This is a genomic window from Variovorax sp. GW821-FHT10B04, assembly GCF_059415645.1.
The window spans coordinates 38,375-55,758 of the sequence record NZ_JBWKNQ010000003.1 but is presented as its reverse complement, the minus strand read 5'-3'; the positions used below and the strand labels follow the sequence as shown (position 1 = coordinate 55,758).

The 17,384-nt window shown below is 66.0% G+C and carries 20 protein-coding genes; 12 read left to right on the top strand and 8 right to left on the bottom strand.

Annotated elements, in window-relative coordinates; genetic code table 11:
• Window position 1: 1 nt before the first annotated feature.
• Window positions 2-832, top strand: a complete 831-nt coding sequence (locus AC07PZ_RS08415; RefSeq protein ID WP_495294611.1) for an ABC transporter permease — start codon at window positions 2-4, stop codon at window positions 830-832.
• Window positions 833-839: 7 nt separating this feature from the next.
• Here the strand turns inward: AC07PZ_RS08415 and AC07PZ_RS08410 are convergent, their stop codons facing one another.
• Both AC07PZ_RS08410 and gloB read right to left on the bottom strand, forming a co-directional pair.
• On the bottom strand, window positions 840-2,414 hold the full coding sequence (locus AC07PZ_RS08410; protein ID WP_495294610.1) for a transglycosylase SLT domain-containing protein: 1,575 nt from the start codon (window positions 2,412-2,414) through the stop codon (window positions 840-842).
• Window positions 2,411-3,193, bottom strand: a complete 783-nt coding sequence (gene gloB / locus AC07PZ_RS08405) for a hydroxyacylglutathione hydrolase (protein ID WP_495294609.1) — start codon at window positions 3,191-3,193, stop codon at window positions 2,411-2,413. Before gloB ends, AC07PZ_RS08410 begins: the two co-directional genes overlap by 4 nt.
• 19 nt (window positions 3,194-3,212) lie before the next feature.
• Between gloB and AC07PZ_RS08400 the strand changes: the two genes are divergently transcribed.
• Together AC07PZ_RS08400 and rnhA are read left to right on the top strand one after the other, a co-directional pair.
• A complete protein-coding gene (locus tag AC07PZ_RS08400; RefSeq protein WP_495295148.1) occupies window positions 3,213-3,980 on the top strand; it encodes a class I SAM-dependent methyltransferase in 768 nt (255 codons plus the stop codon).
• Window positions 3,977-4,426 (top strand): ribonuclease HI, encoded by a 450-nt coding sequence (gene rnhA / locus AC07PZ_RS08395; RefSeq protein ID WP_495294608.1) that lies wholly within the window; start codon window positions 3,977-3,979, stop codon window positions 4,424-4,426. The genes AC07PZ_RS08400 and rnhA overlap by 4 nt, the downstream gene beginning before the upstream one ends.
• Here rnhA and moeA read toward each other — a convergent pair.
• From moeA to moaA, 3 genes are read right to left on the bottom strand one after another with little or no spacing between them, the layout of a single operon-like run.
• The gene (gene moeA / locus AC07PZ_RS08390; protein ID WP_495294607.1) at window positions 4,423-5,742 is read right to left on the bottom strand and encodes a molybdopterin molybdotransferase MoeA; all 1,320 of its coding nucleotides are present in this window, start codon (window positions 5,740-5,742) and stop codon (window positions 4,423-4,425) included. The two genes, rnhA and moeA, sit on opposite strands and share 4 nt — an antisense overlap.
• On the bottom strand, window positions 5,739-6,377 hold the full coding sequence (gene mobA, locus AC07PZ_RS08385; RefSeq protein ID WP_495294606.1) for a molybdenum cofactor guanylyltransferase MobA: 639 nt from the start codon (window positions 6,375-6,377) through the stop codon (window positions 5,739-5,741). Before mobA ends, moeA begins: the two co-directional genes overlap by 4 nt.
• Window positions 6,374-7,519, bottom strand: coding sequence for a GTP 3',8-cyclase MoaA (moaA, locus tag AC07PZ_RS08380; protein ID WP_495295147.1), 1,146 nt, complete (start codon window positions 7,517-7,519; stop codon window positions 6,374-6,376). The genes mobA and moaA overlap by 4 nt, the downstream gene beginning before the upstream one ends.
• Before the next feature lie 157 nt (window positions 7,520-7,676).
• Between moaA and AC07PZ_RS08375 the strand changes: the two genes are divergently transcribed.
• Genes AC07PZ_RS08375 through AC07PZ_RS08365 form a run of 3 tightly spaced genes read left to right on the top strand, consistent with a single transcriptional unit; the run spans window position 7,677 to window position 9,779 of the window.
• Window positions 7,677-8,168 carry a DUF2753 family protein gene (locus AC07PZ_RS08375; protein ID WP_495294605.1) on the top strand — a complete coding sequence of 164 codons (492 nt, stop codon included), beginning with the start codon at window positions 7,677-7,679 and terminating at the stop codon, window positions 8,166-8,168.
• A gap of 47 nt (window positions 8,169-8,215) precedes the next feature.
• A complete protein-coding gene (locus AC07PZ_RS08370; protein ID WP_495294604.1) occupies window positions 8,216-8,839 on the top strand; it encodes a superoxide dismutase in 624 nt (207 codons plus the stop codon).
• Window positions 8,840-8,852: 13 nt separating this feature from the next.
• Window positions 8,853-9,779 (top strand): ZIP family metal transporter, encoded by a 927-nt coding sequence (locus AC07PZ_RS08365; RefSeq protein ID WP_495294603.1) that lies wholly within the window; start codon window positions 8,853-8,855, stop codon window positions 9,777-9,779.
• A gap of 50 nt (window positions 9,780-9,829) precedes the next feature.
• On the opposite strand, the gene AC07PZ_RS08360 is transcribed toward AC07PZ_RS08365, so the two are convergent.
• Window positions 9,830-11,263, bottom strand: coding sequence for an aldehyde dehydrogenase family protein (locus AC07PZ_RS08360; protein ID WP_495294602.1), 1,434 nt, complete (start codon window positions 11,261-11,263; stop codon window positions 9,830-9,832).
• Window positions 11,264-11,504: 241 nt separating this feature from the next.
• Between AC07PZ_RS08360 and AC07PZ_RS08355 the strand changes: the two genes are divergently transcribed.
• Genes AC07PZ_RS08355 through trxC form a run of 3 tightly spaced genes read left to right on the top strand, consistent with a single transcriptional unit; the run spans window position 11,505 to window position 12,523 of the window.
• Entirely contained in the window at window positions 11,505-11,858 is a 354-nt protein-coding gene (locus AC07PZ_RS08355) for a hypothetical protein (protein ID WP_495294601.1), read from the top strand.
• Window positions 11,845-12,081 (top strand): hypothetical protein, encoded by a 237-nt coding sequence (locus tag AC07PZ_RS08350; protein ID WP_495294600.1) that lies wholly within the window; start codon window positions 11,845-11,847, stop codon window positions 12,079-12,081. Before AC07PZ_RS08355 ends, AC07PZ_RS08350 begins: the two co-directional genes overlap by 14 nt.
• A gap of 4 nt (window positions 12,082-12,085) precedes the next feature.
• The gene (gene trxC, locus AC07PZ_RS08345) at window positions 12,086-12,523 is read left to right on the top strand and encodes a thioredoxin TrxC (RefSeq protein WP_495294599.1); all 438 of its coding nucleotides are present in this window, start codon (window positions 12,086-12,088) and stop codon (window positions 12,521-12,523) included.
• 18 nt (window positions 12,524-12,541) lie between these two features.
• Here trxC and AC07PZ_RS08340 read toward each other — a convergent pair whose 3' ends face one another.
• Window positions 12,542-13,384, bottom strand: coding sequence for a metal-dependent hydrolase (locus AC07PZ_RS08340; protein WP_495294598.1), 843 nt, complete (start codon window positions 13,382-13,384; stop codon window positions 12,542-12,544).
• A gap of 105 nt (window positions 13,385-13,489) precedes the next feature.
• Between AC07PZ_RS08340 and AC07PZ_RS08335 the strand changes: the two genes are divergently transcribed.
• Together AC07PZ_RS08335 and AC07PZ_RS08330 are read left to right on the top strand one after the other, a co-directional pair.
• Window positions 13,490-14,098, top strand: a complete 609-nt coding sequence (locus AC07PZ_RS08335; protein ID WP_495295146.1) for a TetR/AcrR family transcriptional regulator — start codon at window positions 13,490-13,492, stop codon at window positions 14,096-14,098.
• Window positions 14,099-14,155: 57 nt separating this feature from the next.
• A complete protein-coding gene (locus AC07PZ_RS08330) occupies window positions 14,156-15,130 on the top strand; it encodes a Bug family tripartite tricarboxylate transporter substrate binding protein (RefSeq protein WP_495294597.1) in 975 nt (324 codons plus the stop codon).
• Window positions 15,131-15,149: 19 nt separating this feature from the next.
• On the opposite strand, the gene AC07PZ_RS08325 is transcribed toward AC07PZ_RS08330, so the two are convergent.
• On the bottom strand, window positions 15,150-15,674 hold the full coding sequence (locus tag AC07PZ_RS08325) for a peroxiredoxin (protein WP_495295145.1): 525 nt from the start codon (window positions 15,672-15,674) through the stop codon (window positions 15,150-15,152).
• Window positions 15,675-15,733: 59 nt separating this feature from the next.
• Between AC07PZ_RS08325 and AC07PZ_RS08320 the strand changes: the two genes are divergently transcribed.
• Complete coding sequence (locus tag AC07PZ_RS08320; protein ID WP_495294596.1) at window positions 15,734-17,338, top strand: phospholipase D family protein; 1,605 nt, start codon at window positions 15,734-15,736, stop codon at window positions 17,336-17,338.
• Window positions 17,339-17,384: the final 46 nt, after the last annotated feature.

Genomic DNA, 17,384 nt, shown 5'->3' with positions numbered 1-17,384 from the left:
CATGCTGAAGCCCAATGAACGCAATGCGCGCGCCTGGCAGATCGGCCTGCTGGTGCTGCTGCTCGCCGCATGGCAGCTCGCGTCGCGCAACCAGCAGTTCGCTTTCTTCGTCGGCGAACCGGTGCAGGTGGCCGGGCGCATCTGGAGCTGGTTCCTGCCGTTCGACGTGCCGGCCAACGCGTTGTTTCCGGACGGTCTCAAGGGCAACGCGGACGTCTATCTGCACCTGGGCACGACCCTGCTCGAGACCGTGCTCGCCTTCGGCATCGGCACGGTGATGGGGCTGGCCTGCGGGCTGTGGCTCGCGCTGGCGCCTACCGCAAGCCTGATCCTCGACCCTTACATCAAGGCTGCGAACTCGATGCCGCGCGTGATCCTGGCGCCGATCTTCGCGCTGTGGTTCGGGCTGGGCATCTGGAGCAAGGTGGCGCTGGCCGTCACCCTGGTGTTCTTCATCGTGTTCTTCAACGTCTACCAGGGCGTGCGCGAGGTGAGCCCGGTGGTGTTGGCGAATGCACGCATGCTGGGTGCCAATCAGCGGCAGCTGCTGCGCACCGTCTACCTGCCGAGCGCGACGAGCTGGGTGTTCTCGAGCCTGCACACGTCGGTCGGCCTGGCGTTCGTGGGCGCGGTGGTCGGCGAGTATCTGGGCTCGGCACGGGGCGTCGGCTACCTGATCCTGCAGGCCGAAGGCACTTTCGACGTGAACACCGTGTTCGCGGGCATCGTCGTGCTGACGGCTTTTGCCCTGGTGCTGGACGGTCTTGTCGGTGCGGTCGAGAAGCGCCTCATGAAATGGCAGCCGCGCAGCGGCGAAACCGAGAAGCTCTAGACCGCGATCAGCGCTTCTTCTTGGATGGCGTACCGCCTCGTGGCGCGCGCGCCACCGGCGCGGCCGGAGCCTTGGACGCGATGCCCTTGCGTGCAGGCGCCTTCGCGCCGACACCGCGCGGCGTGCCCGTGCTGACACGCGTGACAGCCGCCGCCGCTTTCACCGGCAAGAACACGACGACCTGGAAGCCCCGCTGAAATGCGTGGTTGGGCTTCACATCGTTCCATTCGGCGACGTTGGCTGGGCTGACACGGTATCTCCGCGCAATGGTCGCCACGCTCTCGTTCCGGCCGGCCTTGACCACGGTGCGGCGTGTGACGATCTCGGGCTGGAAGCTCAACTGGCCGGTGTCGGCTACCAGCGCAGCCACGTCCTGCTGGACACGCGCGCCGCGGGGCACGATCAGCGTCGAGCCGGCCTTGATCAGCATGCGTGGCGGGATGTTGTTGATGGCGCGCAGGTCGGCTTCGCTCATGCCCGAACGCTGGGCGGCCGCGGCGACCGTCATCGTGCCGGGCACCGTCCAGGCGGTCCAGCTCGCATACTGTCCCTGACTGTAGGCATCGAAGTTGCGCAGGAACACGGCGGCGTTGTCCCACGGAAGCAGGATCTGCGGCGTGCCGGCCGCCAGCAGCACCGGCTTGTGCGCGGCCGGATTGAGCGCGCGGAAGTCCTCGAGGCGCACGTCCGCCAGCTTGGCGGCCAGATCGACGTCGAGGTCGCGCGTGAGCGTCACGGTCTGGAAGTACGGGTGATTGGCGATCACCGGCAGGTCGACGCCGAACAGCTGCGGGTTCGCGACGATGTTCTTGACCGCCTGCAGTTTGGGCACGTACATGCGCGTTTCGGCCGGCATCGTGAGGTCGGCGTATCCGGTCGGCAGGCCGGCGCGTTCGTTCTTGGCGATCGCGCGGCTCACGCTGCCTTCGCCCCAGTTGTAGGCGGCCAGTGCAAGCTGCCAGTCGCCGAACATGTTGTAGAGCTTCTGCAGGTAGTCGAGTGCGGCACGGGTCGAGGCCAGCACATCCCGGCGGTCGTCGCGGAAGATGTTCTGCTTCAGATCGAAATCGTTGCCGGTGGCCGGCATGAACTGCCACATGCCGGCGGCGCGCGCACTCGACACGGCCTGCGGATTGAATGCGCTCTCGATGAAGGGCAGCAGCGCGAGCTCCGTCGGCATGTTGCGGCGTTCGAGCTCTTCGACGATGTGGAAGATGTACTTGTTGGAGCGCTCCGTCATGCGCTGGATGTAGTCGGGCCGGGTCGCGTACCACTGCTCGCGGTCGGTCACCAGCTCGCCCTGAAGATCGGGCATCTTGAAGCCGCGGCGAATGCGGTCCCACATGTCGGAGGGCGGAGCCAGGGTGAAGACACTGTGCGAACCGGTCTCGCCAGAGACGATCGGCGTCAGGGAACCGTTGGGGTAGACGGGTGCCGCGGTGCCGCGTGGCACCGGGACGGGGTAGGGCAGCGTGCCGGCGGCCGTGTCGGCGGAGGAAGGGACTGGGATGCTGGTCGTGGTGCCCGCGCAGCCTGCCAGCAGCAATGCGCCGGCCAGGCAGAGAGCATTCAATAGTTTCATCGGAAGTCGTTTTTCCATTGGCGCAGGGCTGCAAACACCTCGGCTTCGGCCGCGTCCGCGGGAAGGTCCGCGTGCGCACGCACGGCTTGAAGAACAGAGGCTTCGCGGCTGCGAAGAAAGGGATTGATCAGCCGTTCGGTCGCGAGTTGCGCGGGCAGCGTCGGCTGATCGACGGCGCGCACGGCTTCGCATCGCGCCGTGTACTGAGTCAGATCAAGGTTGCCGGGTTCCACAGCCTGTGCAAAGCGCAGGTTAGAAAGTGTGTATTCGTGGGCGCAGCAAACCCGTGTGTCGCCGGGCAGCGCTGCCAACGCATCGAGCGAAGCGAGCATCTGCGCCGGTGTGCCCTCGAACAGCCTGCCGCAGCCGCCCGAAAACAGGGTATCGCCACAGAACACGAGCGGCATCGACTGGTCGCCGCCGGCTGGAAGATAGAACGCGATATGACCCGCGGTGTGGCCGGGGACATCGAGAACACTGAATCGCAAGCCCAGCGCGTCGACGTGATCGCCTTGCTTCAGCGGTTCACAGGGCTGTGGAATGCGCTCGCTGGCAGGTCCGAAGACCGGCGCGGACGTCGCCTCGCGCAATGCTGCGACCCCGCCGGTGTGATCCGCGTGGTGGTGCGTGACTAGAATCGCGGCCAGTTGAAGATCGTCGCGCGCCAGTGCGTCGAACACCGGCTGGGCATCACCCGGGTCCACCACGATCGCGGCGGCCCCGTCGTGCAGCATCCAGATGTAGTTGTCGGTGAAGGCGGGTAGCGGAACGAGGGTCATGAGCGGTCAAATTATAGGTTTGCAGGATTGGTTCGAGACCCCGGCCGGGCGCTACCTCCTGGCCTGGGAGCAGGCCCAGTTCGACCAGGCGGTCACCGACGTATTCGGCTATCACGCGCTGCAACTCGGATTGCCGGCGGTCGAGGCGCTGAGAACCAACCGGATGCCGCATCGCTGGCTCGCACTGGCCGATGCCGCGCCTGCACCTGGCGCTGCGCTCGTGACGGATTTCGCCGCATTGCCGTTCTCCGCCAACAGCCTCGATCTGCTGGCGCTGCCGCACACGCTCGAACTCAGCCTGGATCCGCATGCCACCCTGCGCGAAGTCGAACGCGTGCTCGTGCCGGAGGGCCGGGTCGTGATCTGCGGCCTGAATCCTGCGAGCCTCTGGGGCATGCGGCAGCGTCGCGGCAGGCTGTATCAGCGCGCCGGATTGGGCGAGCCGTTCGTGCCAGGCACCGGAGACTTCATCGGCTATTGGCGTATGCGCGACTGGCTGCGCCTGCTCGGTTTCGAGGTGGAGTCGGGCCGCTTCGGTGCCTACCGGCCCGCAGTGCGCAGCGAGGCCTGGCTCGAGCGCTTCAGCTGGTTCGATGGTCTGGGCGAACGTTGGTGGCCGATCTTCGGTTCCGTCTATTTTCTGGTCGCCGTGAAGCGCGTGCGCGGCATGCGCCTGCTGAGCGCGGACTGGCGCCGTGCGGCGCAGCGCGCCAGCGCACCGGTACCCATCGCGGGTCGCGTGCATCGCGACCCAACGAAACAAACGAGTGAAGGAAGCGGGATTTGACCGAGGTACAGATTTATACGGATGGCGCCTGCAAGGGCAATCCCGGCCCGGGTGGCTGGGGCGCGTGGCTGAAGTCCGGAACGATGGAGAAGGAACTGTTCGGTGGGGAGCTGAACACGACCAACAACCGGATGGAGCTGCAAGCCGTGATCGAGGGCCTCGCGGCGCTCAAGCGTCCCTGCAAGATCACGCTCTACCTCGACAGCCAGTACGTTCGGCAGGGCATCACCGAATGGATCCATGGCTGGAAAGCCAAAGGATGGCGTACATCGACGAAGCAGCCGGTCAAGAACGTGGAGCTCTGGCAGCGGCTGGACAAGCTGGTACTCGAAGGCGGCCATCAGATCGACTGGCGCTGGGTCAGGGGCCACTCGGGCGATCCGGGCAACGAGCGGGCCGACGCGCTGGCCAACAAGGGTGTCGAGCGCGCGCTGGGGCGGATCTAGATCGCGCCGTCGAACATCATCACGTCGACTTCGTCGCCCGCCGCAACGTGGCCTTGGTCATGGCGCAACACCACGAGGCCATTGGCGTCGACCATCGAGCTCAGCACGCCAGAGCCCTGGTTGCCCGCGATGCGCACTTCGGGCAACGCCCCGGGCACCTGACGCACGAAGCCGCGTTGGTACTCGGTGCGTCCTGCTTTCTTGCGAATCGCGCCGACGCTGCGTGCGCGTAGCAGCGGGGCCGGCGCGGCAGCGGCCGTGTTGCACCCCATCATCTGCAGCAGCGCGGGGCGAACGAAGGCCAGGAAGGTCACCATCACGGCCACCGGGTTGCCTGGCAGCCCGAACAGCACGGCCGCTCCATCGATCGGCGACGGCGGAATGTCGCAACGCCGGGGAATGAGGCCGACGGCCATCGGTCGGCCCGGCCGCATTGCAACGCCCCAGAACGCCATGTCGCCGAGATGCCGCATTGCGGCGCGCGTGTGGTCGGCCTCGCCGACGCTTACGCCGCCGCTGGTGATGATGGCATCCGCCGTGCTGGCCGCACGGCGCAGCGCTGCTTCAAGTGCGGTTCGGTCGTCGCGCACCACGCCGAGATCGATCACCTCGCAGCCCAGTCGCGTCAGCAGACCGAACACGGTGTAGCGATTGCTGTCGTAGATGGCGCCTTCGCGTTGCACGTCGCCGAGGCTGAGGATTTCGTCGCCGGTCGAAAAGTAGGCGATGCGCAACCGGCGCAGCACCGGTGCCTGGGGCAGCCCGAGGCTCGCCAGCAGGCCGAGTGCGGCCGGTGTCAGGCGATCGCCGCACCGCAGTGCAGGGCGACCAGTGGCCAGATCCTCGCCGGCCAGTCGCCGGTTGTCGCCGCGGCGCAGGGCTTTGGCCGCGAACCGCACGGTGCCTTCGGCCACGGTGCAAAGCTCTTGCGGCACGACGGTGTCCAGCCCGGCGGGCATCATCGCGCCGGTCATGATCCGGATGGCTTCACCCGGACCTGCCCGACCTTGCCACGCGGCGCCGGCCAAGGCGGTACCGGCCACCTGCAGCGTGATCTCGTCGCCGCGGCAGTCGAGCATCGCGCCGTCGAACGCGAAGCCATCCATGGCCGAGTTGTCGTGCGGCGGCACGTTGAAAGGAGGGATGACGTCCTGCGCGAGGACCCGGCCCAGCGCGTCAGCCAGTGGCACGGCGGTTCGCTCGGTGATGGCCAGCGGCGTCACCAATCGGGAAAGAAAGATTCCCACTTCGTCCACGCCGAGCGCGTCCGGGTCGTAGGCGGCGAGCGATGCGCTGATTTCGGCGATGCGGCTCATCGTTGGACCGTGCGCTGCTCCAGCGCATGCAGTTCGGCAAGCGTGTTGGCGTTGAAGAACGCATCGACGGCATCGCCGGGTCGATCGAAGCGCACGCGCGCCATCCGGTGCTCGGCCGTCCATGCGCCGACCTTTCTGCCGCCACGTTCGACGAACCTGGCCAGGCTGTCGCGCAGTGCCGCCGAGAGCAGACAGAACACGGGCTGCGCACGCCATGCGACAACGCCGTCGTCCTGGTGCTCCGGGGCTTCGGCCATCGCGATCTCGGCATCGGCCGTTTCCAGCGCGACAACCAGGCGAGCGGCCAGATCGACCGGAAACAAGGGCGTGTCGCACGGCACGCTCAACAGATAGGGTGTCTCGCAGCGCGAAAGACCTGCCAGGAGGCCGGCCAGCGGGCCGGCGTGGCCTGCAATGTCGTCTGGCCAGACCGGCACGCCGAACGCCGCGTACGCCGCAGGATTGCGGTTGGCATTGACCACCACCTGGCCGACTTGCGGCGCGAGTCGCCGCACGGCATGCAGCGCGAGCGGCGTGCCGGCGAAGGGCTGCAAGCCCTTGTCTGCTCCGTCCATGCGGGTGCCGCGACCGCCGGCCAACACCAGGCCTGTGATGTCGCTTGCCATGATCGTCATCCGCCGATGTAGCTCATTTCGACGCGACGTGGCGCATCGGCGTCGCCGGGCACGGTTTCGCGTAGCGCGCGCAACTCGGAATAGCGGTCGCCTCGTCCCTGCCAGATCTGGCCGATGCGGGTTGAAAGCACGGCATCGTCGACAGGCGGCATGTTGGCATCGCCGCGCAACAGCGGCCGCAGGTCGTGGCCGCCGCCGGCGAACAGGCAGAGGTAGAGCTTTCCTTCGGTCGACAACCTTGCGCGGCTGCAGTCGTGGCAGAAGGCCTGCGTCACGCTGCTGATCAGTCCGATCTCGCCGCGGCCGTCCGCATAGGCCCAACGCTGCGCCGTTTCCCCCGGCGCGCTGGGCTCCAGGGGCACCAGCGGGAATTCGGCCGCGATGCGGGCCATCACCTCCGCCGAGGGCAGCACTTCGTCCATGCGCCAGCCATTGGTGGCACCGACATCCATGTACTCGATGAAGCGGAGTACGACGGCACCGCCGTAGTGATCGCGGAAGTACCGCGCCATCGGCAGGATCTCGGCGTCGTTCGTGCCGCGCTTGACGACCATGTTCACCTTGATCGGCCCGAGCCCGACAGCCAGTGCCGCTTCGATCCCGGCCAGCACCTGTGCGACCGGAAAGTCGACGTCGTTCATCCGCTGGAAGACCGCGTCGTCCAACCCGTCGAGGCTCACCGTCAGACGCTGCAGTCCTGCAGCCTTCAGGATGGCCGCCTTGCGCGCGAGCAGCGAGCCGTTGGTGGTGAGCGTCAGGTCGAGGGCCGCGCCATCGGTGGTACGCAGCGCGGCAAGCTGCGTGATCAGCGACTCGATGTTCTTGCGCAGCAAGGGTTCGCCGCCCGTGAGCCGGATCTTGCGGACGCCGTGCGCGGCGAACAATCGGGCCAGCCGCGCGATCTCTTCAAAGCTCAACAGGGCGTTGTGCGGGAGGTAGCGGTAGTCCTTGTCGAAGACTTCCTTGGGCATGCAATAGCTGCAGCGGAAGTTGCAGCGGTCGGTGACGCTGATGCGCAGATCGGTCAACGGCCGACCCAGGCGGTCGGCAAGATGGCCCGATGCAGGCACGACCGACTCCGCCGCAGGCGCCGAGGGGCGCGCGCGGCCTATCGCGGCAAGGGGGACGAAGGTCTCTGTCATCGGGTGCGGCAATTTACCTGATCGGCGCCTCGCCACCTTCCAACGGGGCTTCTGGAAAGCCCTGATTGGACGTGTCAAACAAGAATGACTATCATTCATTTGCCCGAGTACGTAAGTCCTGTTCAACGCAAAGGGTGTTTTGAACAGGAGTGTCCACATGAATACGTATTCCGGTGCGTCTCTGCGCGATGACGCAACGCTCGCGCCAGGGCTGGTTGAGTGGCAGAGCCTGATGCGGCGCGGCTGCGATGCCGCCCGCTGTGGCAATACCGCGTTGGCCGGGCATCTCTATCAGCAGTCGCTGGTCATCGCACAAAGCCTGATGGCCCAGGGCCGCGGCTTCAGCGCAGACGACCGGCTCGCAGCCTTCGTCGTCACCCACCTCAACCTCGCCGATCTGCACAACGATCTCGAGGAAACGCATGCCGCCGTGGCGCACCTGTGCGGCGCACACGAGACGTTGATGGCATTGGTACGCGATCCCCATGGCGATCACGACATGCAGCAAGCCGCGTTTCGTCACAGCCGGGAGACGCACGCTGCGCTGCTCTCCCACTTGAGCGAGCACGGCAGCCATCCGGCCGTGCTGGACGCGCTGCGCGCCGGTTGCATGCCGTTCCCGATCGCCCGCAGCCATACGCTGCATTGAAGCCCGCTTCCCATCTTCCTTTTCCACTACCAAGCTGTCATCACTCCATGCCACATACCCTGCCGAAGCTGCCCTACGCCTACGACGCACTCGAACCGAACATCGATGCGCAGACCATGGAGATCCACTACACGAAGCACCATCAGACCTACGTGAACAACCTGAACGCAGCGCTGGAAGGCAGCGAGTGGGTCGATCTGCCGGTCGAGGAGTTGATCGTGAAGGTCGAATCGCTGCCTGAAAAGCTGCGTGCGCCCGTGCGCAACAACGGCGGCGGCCATGCCAATCACAGCCTGTTCTGGCGCGTCATGTCGCCCGCCGGCGGCGGACTGCCATCCGGTGAGCTGGCGCAGGCGATCGATGCGGATCTCGGCGGCTTCGATGCGTTCAAGGACGCGTTCACGAAGGCCGCGCTCACACGCTTCGGCAGTGGTTGGGCCTGGCTCAGCGTGACCGGGCAGGGCAAGCTGGTGGTGGAGAGCACCGGCAACCAGGACAGTCCGCTGATGGTCGGCATCGGTTCGGGCAACACGCCCATCCTCGGGCTCGATGTGTGGGAGCACGCCTACTACCTGAAGTACCAGAACCGCCGGCCGGAATACATCGCCGCGTTCTACAACGTCGTCGACTGGGCCGAGGTGGCATGGCGCCATGCCGCCTCCCGCGCCTGACAAGGACGACACCATGGACCGCCAGCGAACTGCCGCAGACACCGTTGGAGCGAATGCGCGCCGCCTGCTGCAACCGCGGCGGGAGTGGTTCGGATGGGCGATCGTGCTGGCTGGCCTGGCCGTGGCGGCTTCGCAGTTCTGGCGTTTCGTCAGCAGCGATGCAGTCGTGTTCAATGCGCTGCTGGGCGGGTCCGTCGCTGCGCTGGCAACGGCATTGGGCACCGTGCCCGTCATGTTCTCGCAGCGCCTGTCGGATCGCGTGCAGGACACGCTGTTCGGCTTCGGCGCTGGCGTGATGCTGGCCGCGTGTGCGTTCTCGCTGGTGATACCGGGCATCGAAGCCGCCCGCGCCGTCGGCACTTTCGGGGGCGGCCTCTGGGCCGCCGGCGGAATCGTGGGACTCGCGATCCTGCTCGGCGGACTCGCGCTGTTGTCGATGGACCGCGTGCTTCCGCACGAGCATTTCATCAAGGGTCGCGAAGGGCAGTCGGCACAGAAGCTGCGCCGTACCTGGCTGTTCGTTTTTGCGATCGCGTTGCACAACCTGCCAGAGGGCCTCGCCATCGGCGTCGGCTACGCGGGCAATGAGGGCTTGCGTGCCAATGCGCTTGCCACAGGCATTGCGATCCAGGATGTTCCTGAAGGCCTGGTCGTCGCCGTCGCGCTGCTGGCCGCGGGCTATCGCCGCTGGTTTGCAGTGGCGCTCGGCATGGCCTCGGGACTGGTGGAGCCTCTTGGCGCGGTGCTGGGTGCTGCAATCGTTGGCTATTCCGCCGCACTGCTGCCCTGGGGGCTCGGGTTTGCTGCGGGCGCGATGCTGTTCGTCATCAGCCACGAGATCATCCCTGAGTCGCACCGGAAGGGGCACGAAGCCTTCGCCACCGGTGGTCTGATGATCGGCTTCGTGCTGATGATGCTGCTCGACACCGCGCTGGCCTGAGCCGCTTTCGTGACCTGACTTGCCCCACCGGGCGGGTCAGGTCCGGACCATCAGCCGTGCTTGATGGCGACGGTCTTCAGCGTCGTGAAGCCGTACAGCGCTTCGAAACCCTTTTCGCGTCCGTAACCCGACGACTTGACGCCGCCGAAAGGCAGTTCGACGCCGCCGCCGGCGCCGTAGTTGTTGATGAACACCTGGCCGGAGCGAACCCGCTTGGCCATGCGGAACTGCCGCGCGCCGTCCTGCGTCCAGACGCCGGCGACGAGGCCGAACTGCGTGGCGTTGGCCAATGCCACGGCCTCGTCCTCGTCCGTGAACGGCATGGCCGCGAGCACCGGGCCGAACACTTCTTCCTGCGCGAGCCGATGGTTCACCGGCACGTCGCGCAGCAGCGTCGGTGCCTGGTAGAAGCCGGTTTCCGGCGCTTCGTCGACGACGACGCCTTGCGCCACCATCGGGATGCCTGCGACCTGCGCGTCCGACAGGAAGTCCCACACGCGCTGTTGCTGCGTCTGGCGAATCAGCGGGCCGACATCGAGGTCCATGGCCGCCGGGCCGACGCGCAGCGCCGAGAACGCATTGCCAAGGCGTTCGAGCACCAGTTCGTAGATGTCGCGCTGTATCAGCACGCGCGAGCCCGCCGAGCAGGTCTGGCCAGCGTTCTGCACGATCGCGTTGACCAGTGCCGGGATGGCGGCGCCGAGATCGGCGTCGGCAAAGATGATCTGCGGGCTCTTGCCGCCGAGTTCGAGCGTGACCGGGCAATGGCGTTCGGCGGCCACCTGCTGGATCAGCGTGCCGATCTTCGGGCTGCCGGTGAAGCTGATGTGGTCGATGCCTTCATGCCGGGCCAGCGCGTCGCCGACCTCGTGTCCGTAGCCGGTCACGATGTTCAGCGCGCCTGCGGGAAAGCCGACTTCGGCGGCGAGCTGGGCCACACGGATCAGCGACAGGCAGGCGTCTTCCGCCGGCTTGACCACGCAGACGTTGCCGGCAGCAAGGGCACCGCCCACGCTGCGCCCGAAGATCTGCATCGGGTAGTTCCAGGGAATGATGTGGCCGGTCACGCCGTGCGGTTCGCGCCAGGTCAGGACGCTGTAGCCGTCCAGGTAGGGGATCGTGTCGCCGTGCAGCTTGTCGCAGGCGCCGGCGTAGAACTCGAAGTAGCGCACCAGCGCGAGCGCGTCGGCACGTGCCTGCTTGACCGGCTTGCCGCAGTCGCGTTGCTCCAGGGCCGTCAGTTCGTCGACGTGTGCCGCGATCTTTTGCGACAGCTTGTAGAGAAGGCGGCCGCGTTCGGCGGCGCTGACCTTGTGCCAGACACCTTCGAAGCAGTCGCGTGCCGCGCGCACTGCAGCGTCGATGTCTGCGGCGTTGCTGCGCTGGAGCTCGTCGAAGGGCTGGCCGTCCGACGGATCGATGACGGGCAGCGTGCGGCCCGACGAAGAAGGGACGTCGGCATTGGCGATGAAATTGAGTTGCATTGGGATTCGATGATCGAAAAGCTGAGGACGGCCGCATGGATGCGCGGTTCGCGCACCGGACTGAGCGAGCGGCGGCGGCGCCCGCCAAACCCGAAATCTTAAGCCCGCCGACCGATGTTGTCGGGTCGCCAACGTGCGGTGGCGGCCTGCGGAACAATACGATGGACTGGAATGCTATCGAAGTTGTAGCAAAATAGGGTCGGCGCTTGCATTCGATGCAACGCGTCCCCAGATTCCGTCCATGACCGCAACCCACACTTCTGCTTCGAAGACCAATCTCGATATCACGGAAACGCTGGCGCAGTTGCTCGAGCGACTGGAGCACAGTTCCGTGCCGGTCGGCGCCGATCAATACCGATCGGTCGTTGAGCACCTGGTCCATGAGTTTGCAGACGTCGAGCAGGGGCCTGCGCTGAGCCAATTGCTGGATGCGTATCCAGCGGCGGCTCAGGTGTACGAAAATCTGAACTACCAGCACGCCGGCCTCTGCCGTTCCGCGCTCGACGCTTCCCTGGGCGCCGAGCTGCGCGCGAAGGAGGCCATTGCCCGCGCCATGCAGCGCCCGAAACCAGATCACGCCCATGTCCAAAGCTGAAGTCAAGACCGCCGTCGTTGCAGACGGCCTCCGCTACAAATCCAAGCCTTCGGGCTCGCCCTTCCGCGCCTCGGCGTCGTTCAGCGGCGCGACCATGTCGTGCTTCATGTGCGGCAAGCACCGCACGCGCGCGCAGTTGCGCACGCGCCAGGTGTTGGGCAAGTCCCAGAGCGTCTGTGCGCCTTCCTGCAAGGCGCTCGACGAGCTGCTCGCCTCGCAGTAGCGCCATGACAGACGCGCGGCATATCGTCTGCCCGCACTGCCAGACGACGAATCGCGTGGCGCTGGCCGACATGGCGCGCGCGCCGGATTGCGGCAAATGCCATCAGGCGCTGTTCGTGGCGCACTCGGTGGCGCTGGACGAAGCGGCTTTCGATCGCCACATCGCCCGCAATCAGATTCCGGTGCTGGTGGATTTCTGGGCGCCCTGGTGCGGCCCTTGTCGCCAGATGGCACCTGCCTATGAGCTCGCCGCCGCTCAGCTGGAACCGCATATGCGGCTGGCGAAGGTCGACACCGAGGCGGTGCCGAATCTCGGTGCGCGCTTCAACATCCGAAGCATTCCGACGCTCGCGCTTTTCTCGGGTGGTCGCGAAATCGCCCGCCAGCCGGGAGCCATGGGCGTGGCGGACATCGTCCGCTGGGCGCGGGCGCACGTGCGCTGAGCCGCAGCCCTCGCGTGCTCAGGCCGCAGCGGGAGATCCGCTCGGTGCGTTCACCGGAACGAAGGCCGACGGGTTTTCCGACAGCCAACGCACCGCCAGGCCGCTGTCGTGCTGGGATGGATGGAAGTCCGCGCGGAAATAGCTGCGCCATGCCTTGAGATTGCTGCCAAGCAGCCCGGCGCGCCCGAACAGGATGCGAAACGCGCTGCGCCAGGTCGCGAGCTTCCAGAGTTCGCCTTCATGGCGCAGGTTCGTGAGCGTCTGTCGCGTCAGATCGCCAAGAAACATCAGGGTCGTGCGGCGGAACCAGCGGGTTCGCCATGGCTCCGAGCCGCCGGCCGCTCGATAGATGTCGAAGGCCGTGTTCTTGTGTTCCGACTCTTCTGCGCTGTGCCAGAGCCACATCGTGCGCAGGCGTGGCTCGGCGTCCGCGAGCACTTCGGGATGCGCAAGCAACCAGTCCGCAAACATCGCCGTGAAGTGTTCGGTCGCGGCTGTGATCGCCAGGGCATGCCGCGGATCCTCGCCCTCGAGCAGCTTCATGCGCGACATCGCGCGCGGCGTCCAGTGATCGACCAGGCCCTGGCGTTCCAGCTGGGCGTTGAACAGCGCGTGCACGCGTCGATGTGTGGCCTCCTGCCCGATGAAGCCCTTGACCTCTTCCTTGCGGCTGAGCTGAACTTCTGGGGGCAGCGTAGCGACGGTGTCGCGCACCGCGTCGATGAAGAACTGCTCGCCGAAAGGAAAGCTCATCGACAGCGCGTTGAAGAACGCCGTCGCAAATGCGTCGCCGCCACACCAGTTGCGGGCGAAGGGTGGTTGCAGATCGATCAGCAGGCGGCGAACGACGAGTTCTGTCATGGTGATTCCATTGGTTGGGGGCATCCATTCATATCTGGTACGAATGCGTACCGCATGGTGCTGGCATTGTCTGGTACTGTCAAGTACCAGCATCACACTGTTGCCATGAACTCCTTCGCCGCAGATTCCGCCCTGGTTCCTGACGCTTCGCGCCACGTGCATTACGACCGCCTGCTGGAAGGCATGGCCAAAGCCATGGCGACCAAAGGCTACGCCGATCTCACCATTGCCGACATCGTGCGCGAGGCGGCCGTCTCGCGGCGCAGCTTCTACGAGCATTTCACGACCAAGGCGGATTGCCTCGTCGCGCTGTACGAGGTGGCGAGCGGACAGGCGCTCCAGGTGCTGAGCGAGGCGGTGAATCCGTTGCAGCCCTGGCAGACCCAGGTCGAGCATGCGGTCACGGCGTATCTCGATTTCCTGGCGCAGGACCCGGCGTTGCTCAAGACGCTGTTCGTCGAAATCCTGGGGCTTGGACTGCCGGGCCTGGCCGTCCGGCGGCGCATGAATCTGCAGATCGCACGCTTCATCCAGCTTGCGATTGGCGGCGAGGGCGATGCGCTGTTGTCGCCCGAGCTGGCGATGACGGTGGTCGGCGGCATCAACGAGCTGATCCTCGAAGCGATCGAGCATGACCGTTCTGCGCAGTTGCGCGAGCTCGTGGCACCTGCGACCCGGCTGATCCGGGCTGTGGCCGGCGATCGATCGCAGTAGACTCCCGGGCCCGTGAAACCGACGCGCGATGGCGCGCTATTCCAGAGACAACCGACCATGATTCGCAAACTGCTTCCGCTCCTGGCCTTCTCGGCCCTGGCGCTCGTCCCCGCCCTTGCGCCTGCGCAGGGCTATCCGACCAAGCCGATCCGCGTGATCGTCCCGTTTCCGCCTGGCGGCGGCACCGACATCCTGGCGCGCATCGTCGGCACCCGGCTGAGCGAAGCCAACAAATGGACGGTCGTGATCGACAACAAGCCGGGCGCCGGCGGCACCATCGGCATCACCGAGGCGGTGCGCCAGCCAGCCAACGGCTACGAGATGGTGATGGGCCAGAAGGACAACCTCGCCGTCGCGCCCTGGCTTTACAGCGGTCTGACCTACGATCCCTCGAAAGATCTGACGGCGGTAGCACTGGTGGCCGAATCGCCGCTGGTCATCGTCACCGCGAGCAACTCGCCCTTCAAGACCATGGCCGACGTGATCGCCGCAGCCAAGGCCGCGCCGGACACGATCACCTACGGCAGTCCGGGCAACGGCACGACGACGCATCTGGTGGGCGAAATGTTCAAGCTGGCCGCAGGCATCAAGATCACGCACGTGCCGTACAAGGGCTCGAACCCGGCGGTGATCGACACGATGAGCGGCCAGGTGTCGATGATGGTGTCGTCCATCCCGTCGGCGATGTCGCAGATCAAGGCCGGCAAGCTGCGTGCGCTGGCGGTGACCTCGGCGCGCCGCAGCGCCAGCTTGCCGGACGTGCCGACGATCGCCGAGTCGACCGTCCTCAAGGATTTCGACGTGAGTTCCTGGTATGGCATCTTCATGCCGGCCGGGGCGCCGAAGGATGTCGTGACCACGGTGAATGCGGCAATCAACAAGCAGCTGACGTTGCCGGATGTGCAGGCCGCGATCCTGGCGCAGGGCGCTGAGCCACGGCCGATTTCCCCTGAAGCCTTCGCAGCGCTGGTGAAGACGGATCACGCCAAATGGAAGGGCATCGTCGCCGCATCCGGCGCGAAGCTGGAGTGAGCCGTCGCCGGCTCGGCGCTCAGTTCTTGGGACGCGACTGAGCCGGCAGATCCTTCACCGCCGCCAGCACCTTCTCGACGTGCTTGAACGGGTTCAGGCTCTGGTAGTAGAAGGCGACCGCACCGTTGGGTGCAATCACATAGGAAATGCGGTTGGCATAGTCCGGCCGGGTCTGCATCAGCGCGTCGAAGGACTTGCTGATCGACTTGTCGACATCGGACGCCACCGGGAATTTGCCCTGGCACGACTGGCTGGAGAATTTCGAGAGCGTCTCGACGTCGTCGGTCGATACGCCGATCACCGTGGCTCCGAGGGCGGAGAACTGGTCGATCGCCTCGGCGAAGGCATGGGCCTCGATCGAGCATCCGACGGAGAACGCCGCCGGAAAAAAGTACAGTACGACAGGTCCCTTGGCCAACGCAGCGTTCAGCGTGTAGGTGAAGGGTTTGCCGTCGAGCGCAGCGGTCGTGCTGAAGTTCGGCACCTTCTCTCCGACATCCAGCGCGGCGAGAGCGGGTGCGGACGCCACGCCCGCGAGCAGCATGAGCGGCACGGCAAGGGCCTTGGTTGCGAGCAGCTTCACGTCTTCAATCCTGAAAAAAGATGACACACATCTTATTCCGCAGCTCCATTCCCGGCGAGGCCGGTGGATTCGTGCGGTTGTTTGCTTCCGTCATGCTGGTCTTTCTGCTCGGGGCCTGCGGCAGCCTGCCGCCGTACAAGCAGATGCCGGCGACCGAGGCGCTGCCGGTCAGCACATCGACCGCCCTTGCGAAGATCGTGGCCGACTCGACGCCCCCGGGCGAGGAGTCCGGTTTCCGGTTGATGCCGCTCGGCGTCTATTCGCTCGATGCGCGTATCGAGCTCGCGAAACGCGCCGAACGCACGCTCGACGTGCAGTACTACGTGATCGCCAACGATGGTGCGGGTCGGCTGCTGCTGCGCACGCTCAAGGAGGCGGCGCAGCGCGGCGTGCGCGTGCGGCTGCTGGTCGACGATCTCTACACCGCGAGCACCGACCACCTGCTGATGGCACTTGCCGCCACGCCGAACATCGAGGTTCGCCTGTTCAACCCCTTCTGCTGTGCGCGCGGCAGTCTGGCGGGGCGTTTCGTCGCTTCCGCCTTCGATATCCAGCGGCTGAACCACCGGATGCACAACAAGCTGTTCATTGCCGATGGCGTGATGGCGGTGGCGGGCGGACGCAACATCGCCGACGAGTACTTCACGTTGAACAGTTCGCAGAATTTCATCGACATGGATGCAGTGGTCGTCGGCAAGGTGCTGGGCCAGCTCAGCGCCATCTTCGACAACTACTGGAACAGCGAAGAGGTCTATCCGATCGCGGCCATCGTGCAGCCGCATGGCGGGCACGCGGCGATGGCCGACGAGTTCGACGAGGCGGTCGGCATGGCCGGGCCGCCGCCGCGGGTGATCCTTCCGCCGACGGACGTGCTGGGTTATGGCCCGATCGGCGAAGAAATGGACGCCGGCCGCATCGGTTTTCTGTGGGGCGCCGCGAATGCCGTGGCCGACCCGCCCGCCAAGCTGCGCTTCGTCACCGCGGACGAGGCACTGGCCGCGAGCGTCACGATGCGCTTCTGGACGCGATTGCTCGCTGCCCAGAAAGAGGTGGTGCTGACCTCGCCGTACCTGGTGCCCGGCGAGAACGGCATGGCGGCCTTCGAGGACCTGCGCCGGCGCAACGTCGACGTCACGCTGCTCACCAATTCGCTGGCAGCCAACGACGAGCCGCTGGTGCACAGCGGCTATGCGCGCTACCGGCTGCGGTTGCTCTACGCCGGTGTCGATCTCTACGAGCTGAGCCCGGCGCGAACCACGCTCAGCAAGCGGCTCGGTGTATTCGGCAGCTCCCGCGGCCGGCTGCACGCCAAGACGGCAGTGGTGGACAAGCGGCTGATGTTCATCGGCTCGGTCAATCTCGATCCGCGCTCGGCCACGCAGAACACCGAACTCGGCATCGCGGTCGACAGCCCGCAGCTCGCGCGCGAGATGCTGCGCATCATCAACATCAGCAAGCTCGAGAGCGCCTACCGGCTGCGGCTGAGCAAGCCCGGCAACGACCTCGAATGGCTGACGCTGGACGAGGACGGCGAGAAGGTGCTCCACGCCGAGCCGGAGTCGACCTGGGTGCAGCGCTTCTACAACGACGTGTTCGGGCCGCTGGTGCCGGAAGAACTGCTCTGAACCTGTTCGAACATCCGCTGCCCGATGGGCAGCGGAACGGTTGAGG